Below are 23747 nucleotides of genomic sequence, written 5' to 3' on the forward strand. Positions count from 1 at the left end.
AAACATGGCGGGGCGGGCGGGCGGCGCGCGGCCCGGCCCTGGGCCCCCGCGGGGGGCCCCCGCCCCGGGGGGGTTTTTTCTACCCCCCCGCGCCGGCGGGGGGCCCCCGCCGCGCGACGGCCGCCCCGCGGTCACCGGACGGGTCACTTCACGCCGAGCAGCTGCTCCAGTGGATCGATCGCGAAGTACACCACGAAGAGCGCCGACACCGCCCACAGCAGCCAGTGCACCTGCCTGGCCTTGCCCAGCACGGTCTTCAGCACGACGTACGCGATGAAGCCGGCACCGATGCCATTGGTGATCGAGTACGTGAACGGCATCACGGCGATCGTCAGGAAGGCGGGGAGGGCGACCTCGAAGTTGTCCCACCCGATGTTCTTGACCTGCGTCATCATCAGGAAGCCGACCGCCACCAGCGCGGGCGCCGCCGCCTGGAGCGGCACGATGGTCAGCAGCGGGCTGAGGAAGAGTGCCACCGCGAACAGCCCGCCGGTGACGAGGTTGGCGAAGCCCGTGCGCGCGCCTTCGCCGACACCGGCCGCCGACTCGATGTAGGCGGTGTTGGAGGACGCGGAGGCCGCGCCGCCCGCGACCGCCGCGGCGCCGTCGATCAGCAGCACCCGGCCCAGGTTGGGGACCCTGCCCTCCTCGTCCAGCAGGCCGGCCTCGGCGGTGATGCCGACGACCGTGCCCATGGTGTCGAAGAAGTCCGACAGGATGAGGGTGAAGACCAGCAGCACGGCCGTGATCACGCTGATCTCGCCGAAGGCCCCGAAGAGACTGAAATGCCCGAGCAGCCCGAAGTCCGGCGCCGCGAAGACGTCGTCCGGCACCTTGGGTGTGGTCAGGCCCCAGCTCTTGATGTCGGCCACCGCGTCGACGACGATCGCGACCACCGTCATCGTCACGATGCTGATGAGGATGGCGCCCTTCACCTTGCGCGCCAGCAGTGCGACCGTCAGCAGCACACCGAGGCAGAAGACCAGCACAGGCCAGCCCGACAGCGCGCCGCTGCCGCCCAGTTGGACCGGGACGGTGGTGTTGGCGGCGTCCGGGATGCGGCTGACGAAACCGGCGTCGACGAAGCCGATGAAGGCGATGAACAGGCCGATGCCGACGCTGATCGCCTGTTTCAGCGGCTGGGGTATCGCGTGCATCACCGCCTCCCGCAGCCCGGTGACCACCAGGACGCAGATCAGCAGGCCCTCCAGGACGACCAGGCCCATCGCGTCGTCCCAGCTCATCAGGGGTGCGATCTGGAAGGCGACCACCGCGTTGAGGCCGAGGCCGGCCGCGATCGCCAGCGGGAGGTTGCCGCCGACACCCATGATCACGGTCATGACGGCGGCCACCAGCGCGGTGGCGGTGACCAGTTGACCCGTTGACAGGACGTGCCCGAACTTGTCCTTCGCGCTTCCCAGGATGATCGGGTTGAGCACGAGGATGTAGGCCATCGTGAAGAAGGTGGCGAAGCCACCGCGGATCTCCCTGCCGAAGGTCGACCCGCGCTCCCCGATGCGGAAGTAGCGGTCAAGTGGGTTGCCTGGCGCGGGCGGTGAGCCCTTCGCCACGTCGGTGGCCTGCGCGGACATGCTGCTCCTCGGGGTGCGGCGATCGGTCGGCCTGCTGGTTGGGGGGATTGTGTACGCCCGGCGGACGGTTCGGGTTTTGGAAGTGTTTCCTTGCGCTAACGAATGTGTACCGCTCAACCGGCACGGCGACGAGGGGCGTTGAGGGCGGCCGCTCGCACGGTTCCCCCCCGCCGTGCCGGTCTGCCGGGTGCCCGGAAGAATGGGAGGCGTGGGAGACGACACCGCCGCCGCAGCGGTCTTCGAGGAGCACCGTCCCGTCCTGACGGGCGTGGCCTACCGCATGCTCGGCCGCTTCGCCGACGCCGAGGACGTCGTGCAGGAGGCGTGGCTGCGCTGGGCCGCCGCCGACCGGGACGCGGTGCGCGAACCGCGCGGCTACCTGGTGACCGTCACCACGCGGCTCGCCATCGACCGCCTGCGGCAGGCGCAGTCGCGGCGTGAGGCGTACGTCGGCCCGTGGCTGCCCGAGCCCGTCGCCACCGACTTCGCGCACACCGTGCCCGACACCGCCGACCGCGTCGTCCTCGCGGAGTCCGTCTCCCTCGCGGTCCTCGTTCTGCTGGAGTCGCTGTCGCCGCTGGAGCGCGCCGTTTTTGTGCTGCGCGAGGCCTTCGACTACCCGTACGCCCGGATCGCAGCCGTCCTCGACCGCGCCGAGCCCGCCGTGCGGCAACTGGCCGGACGGGCCCGCCGCCACGTCGAGGAGAAGCGCGCCCGCTACGACGCCGACCCGGCCGCGACCGCCGAGATCACCGAGCGGTTCCTCGCCGCCGCCCTCGGCGGCGACATGGACGGCCTGCTCGCGCTGCTCGCCCCGGACGTGCGGCTGGTCGGCGACGGCGGCGGCGTGCAGAAGGCCCCGCGGCGTGTCATCGAGACCGCGGCCAAGGTCGCCCGCTTCCTCCACGCGATCGCGCCCACCCCGGTGCCCGACCCCGCGTTCACCCTCCGCGAGGTCAACGGCGTCCCCTCCCTCGTCCTCACCTCCCGGGGCCTGCCCCACACCGTCGTCTCCCTCGAACTCACCGACGGCCTGGTCACGACCGTCTACGTGCTCACCAACCCCGGCAAGCTGACCGGCCTCGCGTCATCGGCTCCCGCCCTGTGACAGGTGGGGCGGAAGCGCTCGGTTAGGGTGCCGGAGTCGGCGCAGGGGTGAGGTGGGGAGCTGCCATGGCTGATCGGTCCGAAGAGCGTGGGGACGCCGGGCGGCTGGAGGCCGAGGGGGAGGTCGCGACCGCCCGGATCGCCTTGGCGGACGGCGATCTGACCCACGCGGCACGCCACTTGGAGGACGCGCTCGCCCGGGATCCCGGTCTGCCGGAGACACACGAGGCACTGGCCGAGTTCGCCGCCCGCGCCGGAGGCGCCGAGAAGGCCCTGGACTGGTTCGAGCCGGAGAAGCGGGCGTACATCGGGACGGTCGCCGCACGCGGGCACCTGTGCGCGGTCGCCGGGCGGTGGGACGAGGCACTGGGCCTGCTCGCCCAGTGCGCGGGCCACGAGCCGGACCGGCCGTGGCTGGACGTCGCCTGGCTGCGCCGCCCGGACATCGCGGAGCTCGTCGACCCGGACACCGTCGCCGGCGCCGCCGCCGGCGTGGCCCCCCGCCTGCCCGACCCGGTGGAAGAGGAGCACCGCGCGCCCCTGGTACCGCTGCTCGACCTGCTCCGCGCGAGCGTCGCCCGCCATCCCGACCACACCATGCTCCTGTGGTGCGGCTCCACGCTCGCCCGCCGCATGGGCCGCGCCGAGGACGCCGTCGCCTGGGCCGGGCGCTCGTACGCCCTGGAGCCCTGCCACCCCGCCGCCGTGATGCTCGGCTACGCGCTGCGCAGCGCGGGCCGCCCCGAGGAGGCACTCGACGTGTGGCGCCGCGAGGCGCTGCGCGACCCCTCCGACCTCGATCTGTGCATCGACATCGCCGAGTTGCTCCAAGCCCTCGGCCGTCCGGCCGAGGGCCTGGAATGGGCGGAACGCGCCGCCGCGGCCGACCCCGCCCACCCCAAGGCGGCCCCGGCCGCGCACGCCCTGCGCCACGCGCTCGACGGCGGCACGCGGCACCTCGTCGCGCTCGCCGACCACCTGCGCGACGCCCCGGACCACGCGTACGCCGGCGAACTCCTCACCCGCCTCGGCCGCGGCCGCCCCTGGCTGAACTGGATTCCCGGCGGCAACGAGGCGATCGTCAGCCTGCTCCACCAGGCCCTGGAGCAGGGGGTCGCCGCCGACGCCGAACTGGGGCTCACCGTCTCCGCCCTGGAGCCCCCGAGCGCGCTGCTCGCCCTGCGCACGGCCTTCCCGCGTGCCGCCCTCGCCGTCCAGGACGTGCCCGAGCCGGACTTGCGGGTGCCGCCCCGCCCGGTGGCCACACCGCTGTGGGCGTACGAGGGCACCACCGCGCACCCCGCCGTGCAGCCCCCGTCGCCCGAGGCCGCCGAGGCGGTGCGCCGCGTCGCGTGGCACGGCTGGCCGCATCTGCCCGCCGCCTACGACGACGCGGTGGTGCTGTCGGCCCTCGACCCGGAGGACCTGCTGGGCGTCCTGGTCCACCCGCCCGCCCCGCGCGACGACGAACTCGGCCGGGCGCTCGCGGCGCAGGCCCCCGACCTGTGGATCCGCGCCGTGCAGGTCTGGGCGTGCCTGGGGCTCGCCCACCACCGCACCGACGAGCCGTGGGCGGGGTCCCGGCGCCGTGCGCTCCTGGCCGACGTGCTGGGCAACGCCGAGGACTGGGTGTGCGAGGCGGCCGCACTCGCGATCGTCGCCACCGCCTGGGTCGATCCCGCGGCCCGCGAGGACGCCGCCCAGTTGGTCTCCTACCGTCTCATGGACGCCCTGGAGGCCCGCGAGACCCGTGTGGTGACGCTCACTTGGTCGCTGTGCCACCTCGCGCTCGCCGCCCCGGGTGTCATCCCGGCGGTCGCGGCGCTGGCGGAGGACGTGGTCCGCGCGATCGAGAGCGAGGATCCCGCGCGCGCCGACGACGACGAGGCACCGGCGGGCGCGTGACCCCTGCGGCTACAGCCCGCCCGAGACCCGCAGCACCGCGCCGGTGGTGTACGACGCCTCCGGCGACATCAGCCACGCCACCGCGCCGGCCACCTCCTCCGGCTCCCCGGGCCGCCGCATGGGCACCCGGTCCCGGTTCCGCCACGGCCGCTCCGCGTCGCCCATGGCCGCGTGGATGCCGGTCACGATCATGCCGGGCTGCACCGAGTTGACCCGCACGCCGTCCGGGGCGAGCTCCTTGGCGAGGCCGAGCGTGAGGGCGTCCACGGCGGCCTTGCTGGCCGCGTAGTGCACGTACTCCCCGGGGCTGCCCAGAGTCGCGGCGCCCGACGAGATGTTGACGATGGCGCCGCCTCCGCCCCCGTGCCGCGTGGACATCTCCAGCGCGGCCCGGCGCGCGCACAGGATCGCGCCCATCACGTTGACGTCGACGACCCGGCGCATCTCCTCGACCGGCGTCTCGGTGAAGCGGCCGAGCGGCCCGGTCACGCCCGCGTTGTTGACCAGCCCGGTGATCGCGCCCAGCCGCTCCCGCACGGTGTCGAAGAGCCGCTCCACCTGCTCCCCGTCACTGGTGTCGCCCTGCACCGCGACGCACTCGGCGCCCGCCTCGCGCACCTTCCGGGCGACCTCCTCGGCCTCCTCGCGCGCGTGCTGGTAGCCGATGCCCACGGCGTGCCCGTCGCGCGCGAGCCGCAGCGCCACCGCCGCCCCGATGCCGCGCCCGCCTCCGGTGACCACCGTGACCGCCGCCATGACCGTGCTCCCTCGCCGTCGGTGTATCCGCCACGTGCCGGTGGCGGCGGCGAACGCTACCAGGGTGCGAACGGCCTGTGACGGGCGCGAACACCATGTGAACGCTGCACGGCGGGCGCGGCCGGATCCGCCCGGGGCGGCGAGCATTGGTCTTGACCAAGCCGCAGGGCGGCCCTATCGTCCCCTAGTAGTGCAAGAACCTTTAATAAAGAGCCGTTCGGAAACAAGGCTGAACAAACCCCCGGTGGGGCCAGGCCGATTGCGGAGGATCAGGGTGGGGACCACGCAGCTCGAGAATGTGCCGGAGCCCAAGTACTGGCACCTCAAGACCGTGCTCGTCGACGCCCTCGACTCGGAGTTCGCGGTGGGGGAGATCCTGCCGAACGAGCGCGACCTCGCCGCCCGGTTCGGCGTCGCCAGGGCCACGCTGCGCCAGGCACTGGAGCAGTTGGAGCTGGAAGGACGCCTGCAGCGCCGCCGCGGCGTCGGCACCACCGTCGCCCCGCCCCGCGTCGGCGTCTCCGTCGGTCCCTCCCAGGGCACCTGGCCGGGCGCCGCGGGTGACGCGTGGCGCACCGTGGGCTGCGCCGAGGCCGCCGCTCCCGCCGCGGTCGCCGCCGCTCTGGGCACCGGCGCCGAGGAGCCGGTGCACACCGTCCGCCGGGTGCGCGCGATGGGCGGCCAGCCCGTCGCCACCGAGCTGCTCTACGTGCCGCGGTCCTCGGTTCCCGGCCTCGGCGACGACCTGACGCCCGCCGGCCACGCCCCGGCAGTGCTGCGCGCACTGCACGCCCTCGAACTCGACGGCGACGACCGCGCGGTGGAGCTGGGCTCGGCCCGCGCCGAGGACGCCAAGCAGCTCGACCGGCTGCCCGGCGCCCCCGTCCTCGTCGTCACCACCCGCTACTTCAGCGGCGGCCGTGCCGCCGCCGTGGCCGTCGCCACCTACCGGGCCGACACCTGCCGGCTCACCTTCGGCGACAGCGGTGCCATGGAGATCACCCACCACGACGGCGATCGGCACGCGGCGGCCTCCTGAGGCACCCGCCGGGGCGCGCCCCCGGGCCGCCGGGTCAGTAGTAGCGGCCCGTGTTGGCGTCCTTCGCGCCCTGCGCGCCCGACGGCACGGGCACCGGGTGCCCGGCGCAGCGCACGTCCCCGTCGCCGACGCTGCCCGAGGTCAGGTAGCGGTCGACACGTGAGACCAGGCACTGGTTCCAGATGCTGACCAGGCCGTGCGAACCGCGCCCCACCTCGGTGATGAGCCGGGAGCCCGGCAGCCTGCGGTGCAGTTCCAGCGCGCCCTCGTACGGTGTGGCGGCGTCCCGTTCGGACTGCGTCAGGAGCACCGGCGGCAGCTCGGCGGCCAGGGCGCCGACGTCGACCGCTTCCCCGGCCGGTGCGGGCCAGGTGGCGCACGGCAGGTTCATCCAGGCGTTGGGCCAGGTCTCGAAGGGGTGCCGGAGCGCGAGGCGCGAGTTGTCGCGGTCCCAGGTGGCCCAGTCGCGCGGCCAGGCGGCGTCCGAGCACTGCACGGCCAGGTACACCGCGTCGCCGTTCTCCGCGTCCTTCGCCCCGGACCGGTCGGGGGTGGCCGCGGCCACCAGGGGCTTGTCGTCGCCGTGCAGATAGCGCGAGAGCTGGTACGCGAAGACCACCCAGCGCTGGTCGTAGTAGGCGGCGTTCTCGGCGGTCGCGTGCAGCTCGCCGGGACCGACGGAGCCGCCGGCGGGCTTCTTGGCCAGCTTGCGCATCGCGAGGTCGAAGGAGGCCTGCACGCGGCTCGGCGTGGAGCCGAGCTTGTAGACGGAGTCGTAACGGGCCACCCAGGCGCGCCAGTCGGCCCAGCGGCCCTCGAACGCCACGTCCTGGCTGAGGTTGGTGCCGTACCAGACGCCTTGCGGGTCCGGGTCGACGACGCTGTCCAGCACCATGCGGCGCACATGGCGGGGGAAGAGCGTGGCGTACACCGCGCCCAGGTAGGTGCCGTACGAGACGCCGTAGTAGTTCATGCGGCTCTCGTGCAGGGCGGCGCGGATGACATCCATGTCGCGTGCCATGTCGGCGCTCGTCATGTGGGCGAGCAGGGCCCCCGAGCGGCGGCCGCAGCCGTCCGCGCGGGTCCTGGCCTCGGCGCGCTCCCGGTTCTTGACGGCCGTGGTGGCGGTCCGCGGGTCGGGTGAGGGCGTGTGGAAGTAGTTCTCGGGGCGTACGCAGGAGATGGGTGCCGAGTGGCCGACCCCGCGCGCGTCGAAGCCGATCAGGTCGTACGTCCTGGCGGCCGTCGCCCACACCTTGCGGGTCACCGGGCCGGCGCTCTTCAGGCCGACGGCGGGGAACCACAGCCCGGGGGCGCCCGGGCCGCCCGGGTTGAACAGCAGCGCGCCCTGCCGGCCCGAGGCCGGACCGGTGGCGCGCAGACGGCTCACCAGCAGTTCGATCCGCCGGCCGTTCGGCTGGGCGTAGTCCACCGGCACCGCGACCTTGCCGCACTGCACCGGCGCGGCCATGCCGCTGTCCTTGGGGCAGGGGCCGAAGGCGATGCCCGCGCCCGCGGCCGCGTCGGCGGCCAGCGCGACACCAGCCGCCCGCAAGGGGTCGTCCACAGGATCGGGCATGAAGGCCGAGGCGGGTGCCGCGGTGAGCGCCCCCGCCGCCAGGACCACGGACACACCCAGGATCACAGCTCGCCGCACGCGGGACGCCCTTCCACCGGCCGCGCCACCGCGGCGCGGCGTCAACTGCCGATGACAGGGATCGTCGGCTGGTCGGACAAACCGGCAAAACAGGCAGGCCGATGAGTCGTGAGATTTCCCCCGAATTGCTCTCGAAACGCCCCGGCTCCGGAGGTCGCTCAGCGGTTGAGCAGGGACGTGCGCGCCACCGCGAAGAGCTGCTCCTCAACGTGGTCCAGGGCCAGCCGGAGCGCGCCGGTGGCCACCGCCTCCTGCCCCAGCGCCGACAGCGTCACCTCCGGCGGCCGCAGGCAGTAACGGGCCAACTCGGCGCGCAGCGGCTCCAGGACACCGTCCAGTCCGGCCGCCCAGCCCCCGATCACCACGAGTTCGGGGTCGATGGCCAGCACGAGCGCCGCCACATCGTGCACCAGGCGGTGCAGGAAGCGCTCGACGGCCTCACGGGCCTGCGCGTCGCCCGCCCTCGCCAGCGCGAAGACCTCGGCCACCGCGGGCTCGTCCAGCGGGTGCAGCGGTGTGCCGGTCGTCGACAGCAGGCGTTCCGGGGTCGCCTCGCGGCCGAGCAGGTGCAGGGCGCCGATCTCGCCCGCCGCCCCGCCGAACCCCCGGTGCAGCCGGCCGCCGATCAGCGAGCCCGCGCCCGGGCTGAGCCCGGCCAGCACGAAGACGACGTCGTCGGTGCCGACGGCCGCGCCCTTCCAGTGCTCCGCCACGGCCGCCGCGTTCGCGTCGTTCTCCACCAGTACCGGGCAGCGGAACGACCGGCGCAGCCGTTCGCCCAGCGGCAGGCCCGTCCACCCCGGAAGGGCCGTGCTCAGCCGCACCGCGCCGTCCGTCTCCACGATCCCCGGGCTGCCGACGCCGACCGCCCACAAGGTGCTGCGCGCCACTCCCGCCTTGCGCAGCAGCTCGGCGACGGTGCCCCGCACCCGTTCGAGCCGTTCCTCCGCGGGAGTCGCGTCGGCCACGTCGTGCGCCAGCGAACCGAGGACCCGGCCGCTCAGGTCCGACAGCAGCGCCCGCACCTGGCGGGCCCCGATCTCGATGCCCAGCAGATGCCCCGCCTCGGCATGGAAGCGGAACCGGCGCGCCGGCCGCCCCTGTTTGCGCGCGTCCCCCGGCTCCTGCGGCGCCTCGACCACCAGGCCCGACTCCATCAGGCCCTCGATCACGCCCTCGACGGTCGGCCGCGACAGCCCGGTGCTGTGCACCAGTTCGGTCAGGCTCGGCCCGGGGGCACCACGCAGCGCGTGCAGCACCACAGCGGAATTGATCCGCCGGAGCAGGGACGGATCCCCGCCGGTGAGCCCCGCCAAAGTACGTCCTCCCAGCGTGCGCGCGTGTTGGCCGGATCGTACCCGTCCGGGCCGCCCGCGGCGAGTGGCCCGGCGGTCCCTTCCGTGACGGGACGTCAAGTGTCGGACCCGGGAGGTTTACTGTTCCCATGGATCTCGTACGTCACCTCGCCGCCGTGGAGGCGCTGCGCGCCCGCCTCGACGCGGCCGGCGGCGACCCCGGATTCCACCTCGCGGACCTCGCCGCCGGGGACGGCTGCCGCGATGCCGACGAAGGGCTGCTCCCGCAGTGGGAGGACGACGTGGGGGCCGCCTGCGAGTCCCTCGTGTCGGCCCTGACCGGCCGCTACGGCGGACCGGCCACGATGGTCGACCTCCGGCCGTACCTGGAGCGTTCGGCGCTGGGCGAGGCCGTGCCGGCGCCGCTGGCGGTCCTGAGCGGCCACGCCGACGAGGCCTTCACCTGGCGCGTCGGCCGGCACTGGATAGCGATAGCCGACGCCGCACCCCATCTGCTCGCCGCCGTCGCCGACACGGACCTCATCCCTTAGGGCGGCTTCCCGCCCGTAGTGCTCGACGGTGGCGCGACCGGGCGCCTACGCTGCGTACGGAACAGCTTGACGCGACATCATGCGCGGCGGCACGAGCCCGGACAGGCCCCGAAGTCCGCCCGGCGGACCGAACGCCCCGGCGGACGGACGGCCGGACGCCCACCGGATCCGCGCCGCGTCGCGCCATCCAGGGGGAACCGCCCATGCCGCACCCGCGCCGTACCGTTCACCAACCGCCCCTCCGCGCCTTCCGGCGTCGCCTGCGGCGCCTGCCGGCCGCCGTGTTCTCGGCCGTCCTGGCCGTCGTCAGCGCCCTGGTGCTCGCACCGGCCGCCGCCGCCGAACCCGCCACGAGCACCGGCTATCCGGCCGGGGCCACCGCGACCCGCTACTCCGGGCTCGCCTTCGACGCCTGCACCGCCCCGCCGCTGACCACCATCCAGGCGTGGAACGCCTCGCCGTACCGCGCGCTCGGCGTGTACATCAGCGGCGTCAACCGCACCTGCGCCCAGCCCGAACTGACGGCCGCCTGGGTCACCTCCGTCTCCCGGCTGAAGTGGCGCCTGCTGCCGATCCACAAAGGCCTCCAGCCGCCGTGCGGCGGCCGCCCCACCGACGCGAAGATCAGCCGCACCGCGGCGACCGCCCGCACCCAGGGCACCACCGCGGCCCGGGACGCCATCGCCGCGGCCAAGGCGCTCGGCATGCGGCCCGGCAGCGCCTTCTACAACGACATCGAGAACTACACGCAGTCCGACACCGGCTGCCGCACCGCCGTGCTCAGCTATCTGTCCGCCTGGACCAAGGAGTTGCACCGCCTCGGCTACGTCTCGGGCGTCTACATGAACCTCAACCTCGGGGCCGGGCAGCTCGCCGACGTCTTCACCTCGGCGTCCTACGCCCGCCCCGACGCCCTGTGGATCGCGCGCTACGACGGCGCCGACACCCTCAAGGGCTGGACGGGCGTGCCGGACGCCAAGTGGGCCGTCCACCAGCGGGCCAAGCAGTACCGCGGCAGCCACGACGAGACCTACGGGGGCGTCACGGTCAACATCGACAACGACCGCCTCGACGCCCCCGTCGCCACCGTCGCGTACGCCTACACGGTGACGAGTCCCGGCGTCCTCAACGCCCGCTCCGGGCCGTCCGACAGCTACCCCGTCGTGCGGACCCACGCGTCCCGCTCCACACTCCAGGTCCTCTGCCAGACACCCGGCCCGAAGGTCGGCACCACGGCCGTCTGGGACAAGCTGAGCGACGGCACCTACGTCACCGACCACTACGTCAGCACGCCCTCGACCACCGGCTACAGCTCACCCGTCCCGCGCTGCGTCTACCCGTACCAGATCACCGCGAGCGGCGGACTGACCCAGCGGAGCGGCCCCGGCACCTCGTACGCCGCCCAGGGCAAGGCACCGAACGGCGGGCTGGCGTGGGTGGTGTGCCAGCGGAGCGGTACCAAGGTGGGCACCACCAAGATCTGGGACCGGCTCGACAGCGGCCGCTACGTCTCGGACCACTACGTGGCCTCGCCGAGCGGCACCACGTACAGCAAGCCGGTGCCGCGCTGCTGAGGCCGGGACTCAGTCACCGGCCGCGGCCCGCAGCCGCCCGAACTCCTCCACCATCGCCGCCGTCGTCCATCCGGCGTTGAGGCCGCTGGGGTTGGGCAGTGCCCAGACCCGCGTGTCGCCGATCGTCCGCTCCTGCGGACCGATCGCGGCACGCGGATCGGCGAACGCCACCCGGTAGGCGGTGACACCCACGACCGCCAGCCAGCGCGGCCGGTGCCGGAGCACCCGCTCCGTCAACAGCGCGCCGCCCGCGACGAGTTCGGCCCTGCTGAGCTCGTCCGCGCGGGCGGAGGCGCGCGCCGCCACATTGGTGATCCCGAGCCCGTACGACAGCAACTCCTGCTGCTCGGACGGGTCCAGCCGCCGCGGCGTGAACCCGGAGCCGTGCAGCACCGGCCAGAACCTGTTGCCGGGACGGGCGAAGTGGTGGCCGGTGGCGGCGGACATCAGACCGGGGTTGATGCCGCAGAAGAGCACGCGCAGACCGTCCGCGATCACATCGGGGACGGTGCGCTCGCGGGCGGCCTCCAGCTCGTCCTGCGTGGGCCTGCCGGTCGTCAGAGGATGGCCCCGGGCCGGTACGAGGCCGCCAGCGGATGCCGCGACGTGACCTCCTCGACGCGCCGGACGACCTCCGCGACCTGCGCGGACGCCGCGCCGGTGAAGGAGAGCCGGTCCGCCATGAGGGCGTCGAGCTGCGCGCGGTCCAGCGGGATGCGCTCGTCCTCGGCGAGCCGGTCCAGCAGCTCGTTGCGGTCGGCGCCCTTCTCGCGCATCGAGAGCGCGGAGGCCACCGCGTGCTCCTTGATGACCTCGTGCGCGACCTCGCGGCCGACCCCGGCGCGAACGGAGGCCATGAGCACCTTCGTGGTCGCCAGGAACGGCAGGTAGCGGTCGAGTTCGCGGGCGATGACGGCCGGGAAGGCACCGAACTCGTCGAGCACCGTCAGGAAGGTCTCCATCAGGCCGTCCAGCGCGAAGAACGCGTCCGGCAGCGCCACACGCCGCACCACCGAGCAGGAGACGTCGCCCTCGTTCCACTGGTCGCCCGCCAGCTCGCCGACCATCGAGGCGTAGCCCCGCAGGACGACGGCCAGGCCGTTGACGCGCTCGCAGGAGCGGGTGTTCATCTTGTGCGGCATGGCCGAGGAGCCGACCTGGCCGGGCTGGAAGCCCTCGGTGACCAGTTCGTTGCCGGCCATCAGCCGGATCGTCTTGGCCAGCGACGAGGGCGCGGCGGCCAGCTGCACCAGCGCGGTGACGGCGTCGTAGTCCAGCGAGCGCGGGTAGACCTGGCCCACCGAGGTGAACTCGCGCGAGAAGCCCAGGTGCTGTGCGACCCGCCGCTCCAGCTCCGCGAGCCTGGCCTCGCCCTCGGCCCCGCCGCCCAGCAGGTCCAGCATGTCCTGCGCGGTGCCGACCGGGCCCTTGATGCCGCGCAGCGGATAGCGGCCGAGGAGGTCCTCGACGCGGGCGAAGGCGACCAGCAGCTCGTCGGCGGCGGTCGCGAACCGCTTGCCGAGCGTGGTGGCCTGGGCGGCGACGTTGTGGGAGCGCCCGGCCATGACCAGCTCGCCGTACTCGGCGGCCAGCCGGCCCAGGCGGGCGAGCACGGCCACGCTGCGGTCGCGCACGAGCTCCAGCGACAGCCGGATCTGCAGCTGCTCGACGTTCTCCGTGAGGTCGCGCGAGGTCATGCCCTTGTGGACCTGCTCGTGGCCCGCGAGCGCGTTGAACTCCTCGATACGGGCCTTGACGTCGTGCCGCGTGACCTTCTCGCGCTCCGCGATGGACGCGAGGTCCACCTGCTCCAGCACCCGCTCGTAGTCCGCGATCGCCTCGTCCGGCACCTCGATCCCGAGGTCCTTCTGCGCCCGCAGCACCGCCAGCCACAGACGGCGCTCCAGCACCACCTTCTGCTCGGGGGACCACAGGGTGGCGAGCTCCACGGATGCGTAGCGGCCGGCCAGGACGTCGGGGATGCGGGGCTTGGAAGTCACGTAGCGAGAGTTTACCCGGCGTCCATGGTTGCCGCCCACGCCCATGGGGGAGTGGAAAGGCCAGGTCAGAAACGCTCAGCCGTCGACTTGGTGGTGCGTCCGCGCGAGGTCGGTGCGGTGTTCCGAGACGGGTCGGCTTCGCACATCAGGCGGCGGACGTCGCTGTGGTGTCAGAGGGGGCTGCGATCGTCGGCCCATGGACGAGTGGGTCGAACAGGTCGATGAACGCGATCTCGTGGTGGCTGTGGTGCGCCGCGCCGAGGCTGTCCGCCGGGGTTGGCTGCACCGGATCGCCGTGACGATGTGTCGCGATCGAGAGGGACGGTTCCTCGTCCACCGGCGTTCCGGGCAGGTGTCCCGCTTCCCGGGGCACTACGAGGTCGCGGTCGGCGGTGCCGTCGCCGTGGGCGAGTCGTACAAAGCTGCGGCAGCCCGCGAGCTGGGGGAGGAGCTGGGGGTCCAGGTGCCGGTTCGCCTCGTGGTCAAGTTCCTGAGCCTTGGCGGCCTGAGCCCTCACTGGCTCGCGATCCACGAGGCCGTTGTCCTCGGCCGGGTCAGGCCCGACGGGGACGAGGTCGTTTGGCACGACTGGATGACCAGGAGCGAACTGTCGGGCTTCATGCGACGGCAGGTCTTCACTCCGGACAGCCAAGAGGTACTGAGCCGGTACGTCGCCGCGGACCGGCCGGTGCCCCCGGAGGAGTGGTGAGGGCCCCGCCCCGGGCCGCCGCTCAGGCCTCGGCGGACGGGAGGGGGAGCAGTTCCGCGCGCTTGGGGGCCAGGCCGTCGCCGGAGGAGCGGCCGGTGAGGCGGCGGCCGATCCACGGCACCAGGTGCTGCCGGGTGAAGCGCAGGTCGGCCGTCCGGCGGGCCGTCCAGGGAGGCTTGATCCCGACGGGCAGGGCCTCGGTCCAGTCGAAGCGCGGGGTGTGGCCGAGGGTCTGCCAGACCGCCTCGGCGACCCGGCGGTGGCCCTCCTCGTCCAGGTGCAGCCGGTCGTCCGCCCACAGGCGGGGGTCGCCCAGCACGTCCGCGCCGTACAGGTCGACGACGAGGGCGCCGTGCCGGGCGGCCAGCTGGTCGATGAAGGCGAACAGCTCCTCCATACGCGGCTGGAAACGCGCCGCGACCGGGCCACGGCGGGCGGGGCTGCGCATCAGGACGAGCTGCCCGCAGCTCGGCGCCAGCCGCTCGACGGCCTCCTCCAGCAGCGCGCACACCCGCGGGACGTCGCACTTGGGCCGCAGCACGTCGTTCAGACCGCCGACCAGCGTCACCAGGTCCGCGCCCATCGAGGCCGCGGTCTCGACCTGCTCGTCGACGATCTGCTGGATGAGCTTGCCCCGCACGGCCAGATTGGCGTAGCGGAAGTCGGGGCTGTGGGCGGCGAGCCGGCCCGCGAGCAGGTCGGCCCAGCCGCGGTAGGTGCCGTTCGGCAGGGCGTCCGACATGCCTTCGGTGAAGGAGTCGCCGAGCGCGACGAAGCTGGTGTGGGTGGCGGTCATCTCCATGGCGGCCGTGATCCTACCGGGCCGCTCCGAGGCTGCTTCAGGGGGCCGGTGCGTGCCCCATCAGCTGCTTGAGCACGTCCTCCATCGTCACCAGGCCCATGCCCCGCCCCTGGTCGTCGACCACCGCCGCCAGGTGCGCGCCGCTGGCCCGCATCGCGGCCAGGACGTCGTCCAGCGGCGTCGCCGCGCCCACGCGGGTGATGCGCCGGATCGCGGCGCGCGGGAACGGCAGGTCGCGGCGGGCCGGACCGCAGGCGAGGGCGTCCTTGACATGCAGGTAGCCCAGGACGCGGCCGGACTCCTCGGTGACCGGGAAGCGGGAGAACCCCGAGCGCGCACTCAGCCGCTCCAGCCCCTCCGGGCTGATGTCCGAGCGCGCCACCACCACCCGGTCGGCAGGCACCACGACCTCGCCCACCGGCCGGCGGCCCAGTTCGAGGGCGTCCTGCAGCCGGATCGCGGCCCGCTCGTCCAGCAGTCCCGCGGCCCCGGCATCGGTGACCATCCGGGCCAGCTCGTCGTCGGAGAACACGGCCGCGACCTCGTCCTTCGGCTCCACCCGCAACAGCTTCAGCAGCCCGTTGGCGAACGCGTTGATCGTGAAGATCACCGGGCGCAGCGCCCGTGCCAGCGTCACCAGCGGCGGCCCGAGCGCCAGCGCGGTGCGCTCGGGCTCGGCGAGCGCGATGTTCTTCGGCACCATCTCGCCCAGCAGCATGTGCGCGTACGTGGCGAGCGTCAGCGCGATCGCGAACGACGCGACATGGACCGCGTTCTCCGGCACGTGCAGCGCCTGGAACAGCGGGGACAGCAGGTGTTCGATGGCGGGCTCGGCCACGATGCCCAGCACCAGGGTGCACAGCGTGATGCCCAGCTGCGCGGCGGCCAGCAGCGGCGACAGGTGCTGGAGTCCCCACAGGACGTGTCGCGCGCCGCGTTCCCCGGCCTCCGCGCGGGGCTCGATCTGGCTGCGCCGCACGGAGATCATGGCGAACTCGGCGCCGACGAAGAACGCGTTCACCACCAGCGTCAGCAGGCCGACGAGGATCTGCAGGAAGGTCATCGCACCCCCGCCGCGCCGTCGCCGGTCCCGTCCCCCGGCGCCGCCGCATCCCCGCCGGCAGGTGCGCCCTCGCCCGGCGGCGGGGAGATCAGCCGCACCTGGGCGGCCCGGCGCCCGGTGTCGTCGGTGACCTCCAGCACCCACCCGGCGGCCTCGGCGACGTCCCCGGTGACGGGGATCCGGCCGAGCCGCTCCGCGATCAGCCCGGCCAGCGTCTCGTACGGACCCTCGGGCGCCCGCAGGCCGATCCGGGCCAGCTGGTCGGTGCGCGTGGCGCCGTCGGCGTCGTAGACCCGGCGGCCGGTGCGGTCCCGGTGGACGAAGGCGAGGTCGGGCGTCTCCTGCGGGTCGTGCTCGTCCCGCACCTCGCCGACGACCTCCTCGACGATGTCCTCCAGGGTGACGACCCCGGCCGTGCCCCCGTACTCGTCGATGACCACCGCCATGCCCGTGTCCCCGGCGAGCCGGTCCAGCAGCCGGTCCACGGTCAGCGACTCGGGCACCAGCAGCGGCTCGCGCAGCAGCGGCGTCAGCGGATGGCCCGGCCGGCGCTCGGCCGGCACGGCCAGCACGTCCTTGATGTGGACGATGCCGATGACGTCGTCCAAGCCGCCCCGGTGCACGGGGAAGCGGGACAGGCCGGTCGCCCGGGTCGCGTCGGCGACGTCCTGGCAGCTCGCGCGCTCGTCCAGGGAGGCGACCTGGACGCGGGGGGTCATGACGTTCTCGGCGGTCAGCTCCGCCAGGCCCAGGGTGCGGACGAACAGTTCGGCGGTGTCGGCCTCCAGGGCCCCGGCCCGCGCCGAGTGCCGGGCCAGCGCGACCAGCTCCTCCGGGCTGCGGGCCGACGCGAGCTCCTCCGCGGGCTCCATGCCCAGGCGCCGCAGGATGCGGTTGGCCGAGTTGTTGAGGTGCCGGATGAGCGGGCCGAAGGCGGTGGTGAACGCCCGCTGCGCGGGGGCGACGGCCCTGGCGACCGGCAACGGGCGGGAGATCGCCCAGTTCTTCGGGACCAGTTCGCCGACCACCATCAGCACGACCGTCGAGACCGCCGTGCCCAGGACCAGCGCCAGCGACGACGCCGCCGACCGCGGCATCCCGAGCGCACGCAGGGGCCCGGCCAGCAGCTTCGCGATGGAGCCCTCGGCCAGCATGCCGATCACCAGGCCCGTGACGGTGATGCCGAGCTGGGCCCCGGACAACTGCAGCGTCAGGGTGCGCACGGCACGCAGCGCCGCGGACGCGCCCCGCTCACCGGCCCGCGCAGCGCGCTCCAGATCGGCGCGCTCGACGGTGGTCAGCGAGAACTCCGCGGCGACGAAGACCGCACACGCCAGGGTGAGCAGCAGCGCGACGGCCAGCAGGAGCACTTCGGTCATCGGGACACCTCGACCCCATGATCGGTCAGCGGACGGTGGCGCGCGCGATTTTGCTGCCGTCGGGGGAGGCGGCGCGAGCCCGCGCGGTCCGGGCGCGCTACCCGGCGGCAGGCGGGCCGGGCGGGCGCACGCCGACCAGCGGCTTGGTCCAGCGCCGCCACTCCTCGTTCGGCAGGTAGCCCGCCGACCGCCAGGCATGGTGGGCCCGCTCGTTGCGCACCAGCACCATCGCGTCCCCGCGGCGGCCGCCGAACGCGGTGAAACGTGCCTCGGCCGCGGCCAGCAGCGCGGTCGCGACGCCCTGCCGGCGCCGTTGCGGGTGCACGGCCAGGCGGTACAGGTGGCAGCGCCAGCCGTCGAAGCCGGCGATCACGGTGCCGACGAGTTCCCCGTCGCGTTCGGCGAGGAGCAGTGCCTCGGGGTCGCGCGCGATGAGCCCGCGCACCCCGGCCAGGTCGTCGCTGACGGTGGTGCCCTCCGCGGCGTCCTTCCAGAAGGCCAGCACCCTTTCGGCGTCGGCAGGTGCCGCGCCGCGTATCCGCAGATCGTTCACGCCCCCACCCAAGCAGGCCGTCCCGGCGCCGGTCGAGGGTTTTACGTGCCGTTCCGGCGCGGTTCCGCGATCACGCGGGCGAAGTCCTCGGCCGTGGGCTCCCGGAAGCCCCGGCGCGGCGCTGCTCCTTGCGGATCGGTCAGCCGCACGGCGATCTGCCGGTCGGGGGCCTCGAACGTGCGCCGCGGCGACCCGTTCGTCCCTCGCGGGGGCGGGCAGCAGGTGCGGAGCGCCGTCGTCCGCGCCGGGAGCGGGCTGCGCCTCGGTGAACGCGACGACACCCGCGGATGCCGAACTCCTCGCGTACGCAGCCCGCGCCAAGGCCCGGTTCCGGCCGTTCGTCCAGAAGGGCGGGCGGCGTTGAGCGCGAAGGTGCCGAGCCTGCCCTGCTGGGCGGTGTCCGACGCCCCGCCCCGGACACCGCACGGCGCACGCCGTCACTCGTGCGCGATGGCCGCCAGCACGTTCATCCGCGAGGCGCGCAGCGCCGGGAGCAGGGCGGCCACCAGGCCGACGAGCACCGAGCCGGCCATGACCGCGCCGACGGTCGTCCAGGGGACCGTGAGCGCCCGGATGCCCTTCAGGGCCAGCACCTCGTGGGTCACCACTCCCCACACCAGGCCGAGCCCGAGGCCCAGGACCGCGCCGAACACGGCGATCACCACCGACTCCAGGCGGATCATGCGCCGGAGCTGGAGGCGGGACAGGCCGATGGCCCGCAGCAGCCCGATCTCGCGCGTGCGCTCGACCACGGACAGGGCGAGGGTGTTGACGACGCCGAGGACCGCGATGAGGATCGCCAGCCCCAGCAGCGCGTAGACGAGGGTGAGCAGCACGGAGATCTGGGTGCGGACGAGCTTCTTGTAGTCCGCCTGGTCGCGGACCTCGACCTGCGGATAGGGCGTCAGCGCCTTCTCCAGTTGGGCCCGGAGCGCCGGTTTCGACGTGCCGGGCGCGGCGTTGACGTACAGGGCGGCGTCCTGGCTGCGCGGCAGATGGCGCTCGGCGGTGGCGAGTCCCATGGTCAAGGTGGCGTCGTCGCCGAACACGGTGCCCTGGCTGGTGGTCAGCGCCCTCAGGGTGAACGTGGCCCTGCGCCCGTCGGCGAACCGCACCGGCAGCCTGCTGCCGATCCGCAGTCCGTGCCGGGCCGCGTACTCCTGGGAGAGCGAGACGCTGTCCGGGGCCAGTGCCCGGGCGGTGTCGCCGCGGGCGTAGTCGAGATGGAGCACGTCGTCGGCGCCCGGGCCGATGGCGGCGCCGGTGAGCCGGGCGGTGCGGCCGCCGGGCAGGGTGACGAGGAGCGGCACATAGCGCATCGGGACGACCTGGCCGGCGCCCGGCACCGCGCGCACCGCTTGGGTGACGGCGGGGGAGAAGGGCGCGAAGTGGTCGCCCTGGACGACGAAGTCGGCGCCGAGCGCCTTGTCGATCTCGCGGTCGAAGGAGGTGGCCATCGAGGTCCCCGCCATCGACATGCCGGTCACCAGCGCGAGCCCGATCATGAGCGCCGAGGCCGTCGCGCCGGTGCGCCGCGGATTGCGCAGCGCGTTGCGCTGGCTCATCCGCCCCACGGGCCCGAACAACCGCGGCAGCCCGCCGCCCACCACGCGGATGACGGGGCGCACGAGCAGCGGGCCCGCCACCACCGCGGCGATGAGCGAGAGCCCGATGCCCAGGCCGAGGAAGGACGCGGCGGCACCGATCGTCCGGGCGGCGGCCGCGCCCGCGAGTGCGGCCGCCGCCGGCAGGGCGAGGAGCCCGCCGGCGATCGCCCGCCCCCGCAGCGACCGGTCGCCGTCGGTGACCTCGACGTCGGCCAGCGCGGCCATGGGGGAGACCCGCGAGGCCCGGCGGGCCGGCAGATAGGCCGCGACGAGCGTCACCACCAGCCCGATCGCGTACGCCGCCGCGGGCACCAGGGGGCGCAGCACCATGTGCGAGGCGCCGGCGTTCATCCCGAACGCCCCCAGCAGCCGGATCAGCCCGGACGCCAGCCCGACCCCGCACAGCAGTCCGAGGGTGGACCCCGCCAGGCCGAGGAGCGCCGCCTCCACCAGTACCGAGCGCCGCACCTGCCGCCGGTCCGCGCCCAGCGCCCGCAGCAGCCCGAGTTCGCGCGTGCGCTGCGCGACGAGCATGGAGAAGGTGTTGACGATCAGGAAGACGCCGACGAGGACCGCGATCCCGGCGAAGCCCAGCATCACGTACTTGATCACGTCGAGGAACGTCGCCAGGGACTCGGCGGCCGACTTCGCCTGCTCGGCCTGCGTCGTGTATGTCCAGCCGGGGCCCAGAGCGGTGGCGATCCGCCGCTTCAGCGTCGCGTCGGACACGCCGGGCGCGGAGTCGGCGGCCACCGAGGTCGCGGTTCCGGCCCGGCCGATCAGACGGGTCTGCGCGGTGGGCGTGTCCACGAACAGCAGGGCCGCGCCCGGGTTGGTGGTGGTGAACGTGGCGATGCCGACGAGCCGTACGGGGAAGGCGCCCGGCTGCGCGAGCACGCGCAGGGTGTCCCCGATCCGCAGCCCGCGGTTGGCCGCGGTGTCGGCGTCGATCAGCGCCTCGCGGTCGCCGTGCGGCGCGTGGCCGCTGGTCAGCCGGACCGGACTGCGCGGATTGCCGGACCAGTTGGTGGCCAGGGTGGGCGCCCCGGTCGTCGGGCCGACGGGGCGGTTCCGCGCGTCGACGACGGTGATGTTCTGGACGGTGACGTCGATGCGCGCGTCGGCGACGCCCGGCACGGCCCTGACCTTGGACAGCAGCGACGCGGGGAGGGTGGCCACCTGGCCCGACGCGTAGTTCTGTTTCTCGGCGAACGCCTCGGGCGGACCCACCGTCACATCGGCCGCGGTCGAGGCGAAGAGCCGGTCGAAGGTGCGGTTGACGGTGTCGGAGAAGATCATGCTGCCGGTGACGAACGCCACCGACAGCAGGACGGCGAGCGCGGACAGCAGCAGCCGGCCCTTGTGGGCCAGGAAGCTGCGGAGCGTCGCCCGGAGCACGGGAGGGTCCTAGCCCTGCTTCCGCAGCGCGTCGAAGCGCTTGAGCCGCTCCAGCACGCCGTCGGCCGAGGGCCGGGCCAGGTCGTCGACGATGCGCCCGTCGTTGAGGAAGAGCACCAGGTCGGAGTGGGCGGCCGCGGTGGGGTCGTGGGTCACCATCACCACGGTCTGGCCCAGCCGGTCCACGGCCTCCCGCAGGAAGCGCAGCACCTCCGCGCCCGACTGGGAGTCAAGGTTGCCGGTGGGCTCGTCGGCGAAGATCAGCTGCGGGCGGGAGGCGAGCGCGCGGGCGCACGCGACGCGCTGCTGCTGTCCGCCGGACAGCTGCGCCGGGCGGTGCCGGAGCCGGTCGCGCAGGCCCAGGGTGTCGATGACGCGGTCCAGCCACTCCTGGTCGGGCCTGCGGCCGGCGATGTCCATGGGCAGCGTGATGTTCTCCGCGGCGGTCAGCGTCGGCAGCAGGTTGAAGGCCTGGAAGACGAAGCCGACCTGGTCCCGGCGCAGACGCGTCAGCTGCCGTTCGCCCAGGCGCGTGATCTCGGTGCCGCCGATCCACACCTGCCCGGAGGTGACCGAGTCCAGCCCCGCCAGGCAGTGCATCAGCGTGGACTTTCCGGAGCCCGACGGCCCCATGACGGCGGTGAACCGGCCCCGCTGGATGTCCACGTCCACCGCGTCCAGTGCCACCACGCGGGTCTCGCCCGTTCCGTACGCCTTGGTCAGTGCCACGGCCCGGGCGGCCGGCCCGGCGCCCGTCACGGTGTCCTCTGTGCCGGTTGTCGGCGGTGTTGCCGGTGTCGACACGCTTGTCCCCCATCATGCCGATGTGCGTGCTGTCGTATGGGGCGAGAGTAGGTCGTCGCGGGCGCGTGTGCATCGTCCGGCGGTCGCGCTCCGGATCGTCCGTGTAAGGGGCACTTGTCACTGCTAGCACCTCGGCGCTAGCCTGTTGGTATGGCCAAGACCCAGTTGAACGTGCGGGTCGACGAGACCACCGCCGCGACCGCCCGGGAACGGGCCGCGCAGCGGGGGATCAGTGTGAACCGCTACATCGAGGAACTCGTCCAGCAGGACGCGGGCGAGAACGGGCGGACCTTCGTCGAGGCGGCCGCCGACTTCATGAAGCAGTACGAGTCCGTCTTCGCCGAGGAGTTCGGCGCGGAGCACGAAGGCCGCCGTTGACCCTGCGGATCGATCTCGCCTGGCTGCTCATGGTCGCCGAGCACAACACACCCGGCGACCCCCAGGTCGCCGACTGGGGCGCGCTCGTCGCCGCGGTCAGCCGGCACGAGGCCGAGATATTCGGCGTGCCCGTGTACGGCGACCCCCATGAGTGCGCCGCGGCCCTCATGCAGTTGCTGGTGCACGTCCCCGCCCTGGAGCGGTCCAACGTCATGTTCGCCTCGGCCGTGGCGTACGCCTACCTGGTCGCGAGCGGGCTGAAGGTCGTCACCTCGCCGGAGCGAGTGCGGGAACTGGCCCGGCTGGTCAAGAGCGGCACCGCCGATGTGCTGGAGATCGCCGAGGTACTGCGCGGCTGGAGCGCCTGAACGGCGGCGGCGCGCGTCAGTCCCGCGGCCACCGGCTGCCGACGGGCAGGTCCCGCCAGTGCGGCGCAGACAGGTGCAGGAGCGCGTAGCGGTCCGGGTCGTCGCCCGCCACCGCGTCCTCCCACAGGGTGAGCTGGACGATCTCCCAGTGCCGGGGGTCGACCGCGAGCAGCGCCGCGTGGACACCGGGGGCGGTGCAGCGCTCCTCCCAGCGCCGCAGCGCACGGGCCACCGGTTCGCGCGGGTCGGCGCCCTCGGGCAGGCGCTCGCGCAGGCGGCTCGCCGCCCGGGGCGCGGAGCCGTGCGCCGGGCCGGGCCGGAACGCGGCGCCGGTCCAGTGGTGCACGCCGGGGCGGCCGAAGTCGCCGACGATGCCCCCGAAGCCGCCGCCGCCCCACAGGAAGCGGTTCATCCCGGCGGTGTCACCCCACAGGTAGAAGGGCGCGTACTGGTTGACCGGCGAGCCGTCGGTGCCGCGCTCCCGCACCAGGTAGGCCTTGAAGCCCAGGCCCTCGTACGCGTCGGTGAGGCGGCCGCGACCGGCCACGCGGTCCCGGATGATGCCCATGTCGTAGTCGGCGGGCAGGGTGATCTCGTACTGCATCGCGTACACGGCGCGGGGCTCCCTAGGAGTGGTGGGACAGCAGCGCCAGCACTCCGCTGACGGCCTGGTCGAAGGGCGCCGCCGAGCCGGCCGCGCGGGCGAGCACGTAGCCGCCCTGGAGGACGGCGACCACGGTCGCGGCGATGTCGTCGGCGTCGAGCCCGGGGGCGAGTTCGCCGTGCGCCTGGCCGTCGGCGAGGACGTCGGCGATCCGGCCGCGCAGCCACTCGAAGGTCTCGTCCACCGGGGCGCGCAGCCGCGGGCTGGAGACGATCTCCGGGTCCTGGGTGAGCCCTCCCACGGGGCAGCCGCGCAGCACCTCGCGTTCGCGCCGCAGGTAGCGGGTGATCCGCTCGACGGCCGTGCCGGGCCCGCCCAGTTGCTCCTCGACCAGCGCCCGCATCTCCGCGGCGGTGCGCCGCACGGCGGCGAGCGCGAGGTCGGGCTTTCCGGAGAAGTGGTGGTACATGCTGCCCTGGCCGACACCCGAGCGCTGCTGGATGGCCTTGGGACTGGTGCCGACGTAGCCGCGTTCCCACAGCAGTTCGCGGGTGCTCTCGATCAACCGGTCCGGGGTGTCCACGCGGATGACTGTACATACCAGTA

Annotated in this window: 22 protein-coding genes; 8 read left to right on the plus strand and 14 right to left on the minus strand. The window is 73.8% G+C overall.

Translation table 11 applies throughout. From position 1 onward, the window contains the following. Nucleotides 1–143: 143 nt before the first annotated feature. Complete coding sequence (locus tag ACIP9H_RS24860) at nt 144–1592, minus strand: NCS2 family permease (protein ID WP_401960906.1); 1449 nt, start codon at nt 1590–1592, stop codon at nt 144–146. Between the two features lie 199 nt (nt 1593–1791). Here ACIP9H_RS24860 and sigJ point away from each other — a divergent pair, with 199 nt between their 5' ends. Together sigJ and ACIP9H_RS24870 are read left to right on the plus strand one after the other, a co-directional pair. Then, entirely contained in the window at nt 1792–2700 is a 909-nt protein-coding gene (gene sigJ / locus ACIP9H_RS24865; protein ID WP_401589813.1) for an RNA polymerase sigma factor SigJ, read from the plus strand. Between the two features lie 65 nt (nt 2701–2765). Next, a complete protein-coding gene (locus tag ACIP9H_RS24870) occupies nt 2766–4604 on the plus strand; it encodes a hypothetical protein (RefSeq protein WP_401589810.1) in 1839 nt (612 codons plus the stop codon). A 9-nt stretch (nt 4605–4613) separates the two neighbouring features. Here ACIP9H_RS24870 and ACIP9H_RS24875 read toward each other — a convergent pair whose 3' ends face one another. Then, entirely contained in the window at nt 4614–5360 is a 747-nt protein-coding gene (locus ACIP9H_RS24875; protein ID WP_401589808.1) for an SDR family oxidoreductase, read from the minus strand. 274 nt (nt 5361–5634) lie between these two features. Here ACIP9H_RS24875 and ACIP9H_RS24880 point away from each other — a divergent pair, with 274 nt between their 5' ends. Next, nucleotides 5635–6399 carry a GntR family transcriptional regulator gene (locus tag ACIP9H_RS24880; RefSeq protein ID WP_401589805.1) on the plus strand — a complete coding sequence of 255 codons (765 nt, stop codon included), beginning with the start codon at nt 5635–5637 and terminating at the stop codon, nt 6397–6399. A 34-nt stretch (nt 6400–6433) separates the two neighbouring features. Here the strand turns inward: ACIP9H_RS24880 and ACIP9H_RS24885 are convergent, their stop codons facing one another. Together ACIP9H_RS24885 and ACIP9H_RS24890 are read right to left on the minus strand one after the other, a co-directional pair. Continuing rightward, entirely contained in the window at nt 6434–8056 is a 1623-nt protein-coding gene (locus ACIP9H_RS24885; protein WP_401960911.1) for an alpha/beta hydrolase, read from the minus strand. Between the two features lie 158 nt (nt 8057–8214). Next, the gene (locus ACIP9H_RS24890; protein WP_401589799.1) at nt 8215–9372 is read right to left on the minus strand and encodes an ROK family transcriptional regulator; all 1158 of its coding nucleotides are present in this window, start codon (nt 9370–9372) and stop codon (nt 8215–8217) included. 128 nt (nt 9373–9500) lie between these two features. On the opposite strand from ACIP9H_RS24890, the gene ACIP9H_RS24895 reads away from it, so the two are divergent. Then, nucleotides 9501–9902 (plus strand): hypothetical protein, encoded by a 402-nt coding sequence (locus tag ACIP9H_RS24895; protein WP_401960914.1) that lies wholly within the window; start codon nt 9501–9503, stop codon nt 9900–9902. Between the two features lie 203 nt (nt 9903–10105). Continuing rightward, nucleotides 10106–11476 (plus strand): glycoside hydrolase domain-containing protein, encoded by a 1371-nt coding sequence (locus ACIP9H_RS24900; protein ID WP_401960916.1) that lies wholly within the window; start codon nt 10106–10108, stop codon nt 11474–11476. A 9-nt stretch (nt 11477–11485) separates the two neighbouring features. Here the strand turns inward: ACIP9H_RS24900 and mug are convergent, their stop codons facing one another. Together mug and purB are read right to left on the minus strand one after the other, a co-directional pair. Then, nucleotides 11486–11974 carry a G/U mismatch-specific DNA glycosylase gene (mug, locus tag ACIP9H_RS24905; protein WP_401589792.1) on the minus strand — a complete coding sequence of 163 codons (489 nt, stop codon included), beginning with the start codon at nt 11972–11974 and terminating at the stop codon, nt 11486–11488. 59 nt (nt 11975–12033) lie between these two features. After that, the gene (gene purB / locus ACIP9H_RS24910; protein ID WP_401589789.1) at nt 12034–13521 is read right to left on the minus strand and encodes an adenylosuccinate lyase; all 1488 of its coding nucleotides are present in this window, start codon (nt 13519–13521) and stop codon (nt 12034–12036) included. A 151-nt stretch (nt 13522–13672) separates the two neighbouring features. On the opposite strand from purB, the gene ACIP9H_RS24915 reads away from it, so the two are divergent. Then, complete coding sequence (locus ACIP9H_RS24915; RefSeq protein ID WP_401960919.1) at nt 13673–14185, plus strand: NUDIX domain-containing protein; 513 nt, start codon at nt 13673–13675, stop codon at nt 14183–14185. Between the two features lie 22 nt (nt 14186–14207). On the opposite strand, the gene ACIP9H_RS24920 is transcribed toward ACIP9H_RS24915, so the two are convergent. The 6 genes from ACIP9H_RS24920 to ACIP9H_RS24945 all read right to left on the minus strand — a co-directional run bounded on the left by ACIP9H_RS24920 (nt 14208) and on the right by ACIP9H_RS24945 (nt 21746). Further along, the gene (locus tag ACIP9H_RS24920) at nt 14208–14987 is read right to left on the minus strand and encodes an SGNH/GDSL hydrolase family protein (protein ID WP_401960922.1); all 780 of its coding nucleotides are present in this window, start codon (nt 14985–14987) and stop codon (nt 14208–14210) included. Between the two features lie 37 nt (nt 14988–15024). Then, complete coding sequence (locus ACIP9H_RS24925; protein WP_401589781.1) at nt 15025–16050, minus strand: hemolysin family protein; 1026 nt, start codon at nt 16048–16050, stop codon at nt 15025–15027. Then, complete coding sequence (locus ACIP9H_RS24930) at nt 16047–17429, minus strand: hemolysin family protein (RefSeq protein WP_401589778.1); 1383 nt, start codon at nt 17427–17429, stop codon at nt 16047–16049. The genes ACIP9H_RS24925 and ACIP9H_RS24930 overlap by 4 nt, the downstream gene beginning before the upstream one ends. Nucleotides 17430–17526: 97 nt before the next feature. Beyond that, on the minus strand, nt 17527–17982 hold the full coding sequence (locus ACIP9H_RS24935) for a GNAT family N-acetyltransferase (protein ID WP_401960925.1): 456 nt from the start codon (nt 17980–17982) through the stop codon (nt 17527–17529). A gap of 437 nt (nt 17983–18419) precedes the next feature. Next, nucleotides 18420–20987 (minus strand): ABC transporter permease, encoded by a 2568-nt coding sequence (locus tag ACIP9H_RS24940; RefSeq protein ID WP_401960927.1) that lies wholly within the window; start codon nt 20985–20987, stop codon nt 18420–18422. 9 nt (nt 20988–20996) lie between these two features. Next, entirely contained in the window at nt 20997–21746 is a 750-nt protein-coding gene (locus ACIP9H_RS24945; protein ID WP_401589770.1) for an ABC transporter ATP-binding protein, read from the minus strand. 195 nt (nt 21747–21941) lie between these two features. Between ACIP9H_RS24945 and ACIP9H_RS24950 the strand changes: the two genes are divergently transcribed. Together ACIP9H_RS24950 and ACIP9H_RS24955 are read left to right on the plus strand one after the other, a co-directional pair. Next, nucleotides 21942–22169 carry a toxin-antitoxin system HicB family antitoxin gene (locus tag ACIP9H_RS24950; protein ID WP_319660692.1) on the plus strand — a complete coding sequence of 76 codons (228 nt, stop codon included), beginning with the start codon at nt 21942–21944 and terminating at the stop codon, nt 22167–22169. After that, nucleotides 22166–22537, plus strand: coding sequence for a fic family toxin-antitoxin system, toxin component (locus ACIP9H_RS24955; RefSeq protein ID WP_360913860.1), 372 nt, complete (start codon nt 22166–22168; stop codon nt 22535–22537). Before ACIP9H_RS24950 ends, ACIP9H_RS24955 begins: the two co-directional genes overlap by 4 nt. A 16-nt stretch (nt 22538–22553) precedes the next feature. On the opposite strand, the gene ACIP9H_RS24960 is transcribed toward ACIP9H_RS24955, so the two are convergent. Both ACIP9H_RS24960 and ACIP9H_RS24965 read right to left on the minus strand, forming a co-directional pair. Then, nucleotides 22554–23150 (minus strand): DUF4865 family protein, encoded by a 597-nt coding sequence (locus ACIP9H_RS24960; protein WP_401960930.1) that lies wholly within the window; start codon nt 23148–23150, stop codon nt 22554–22556. Between the two features lie 13 nt (nt 23151–23163). Then, nucleotides 23164–23724, minus strand: coding sequence for a TetR/AcrR family transcriptional regulator (locus ACIP9H_RS24965; RefSeq protein ID WP_401960932.1), 561 nt, complete (start codon nt 23722–23724; stop codon nt 23164–23166). Nucleotides 23725–23747 lie beyond the last annotated feature (23 nt).

The sequence above is a fragment of the Streptomyces sp. NPDC088732 genome (assembly GCF_044751205.1).
GTDB lineage: Bacteria > Actinomycetota > Actinomycetes > Streptomycetales > Streptomycetaceae > Actinacidiphila.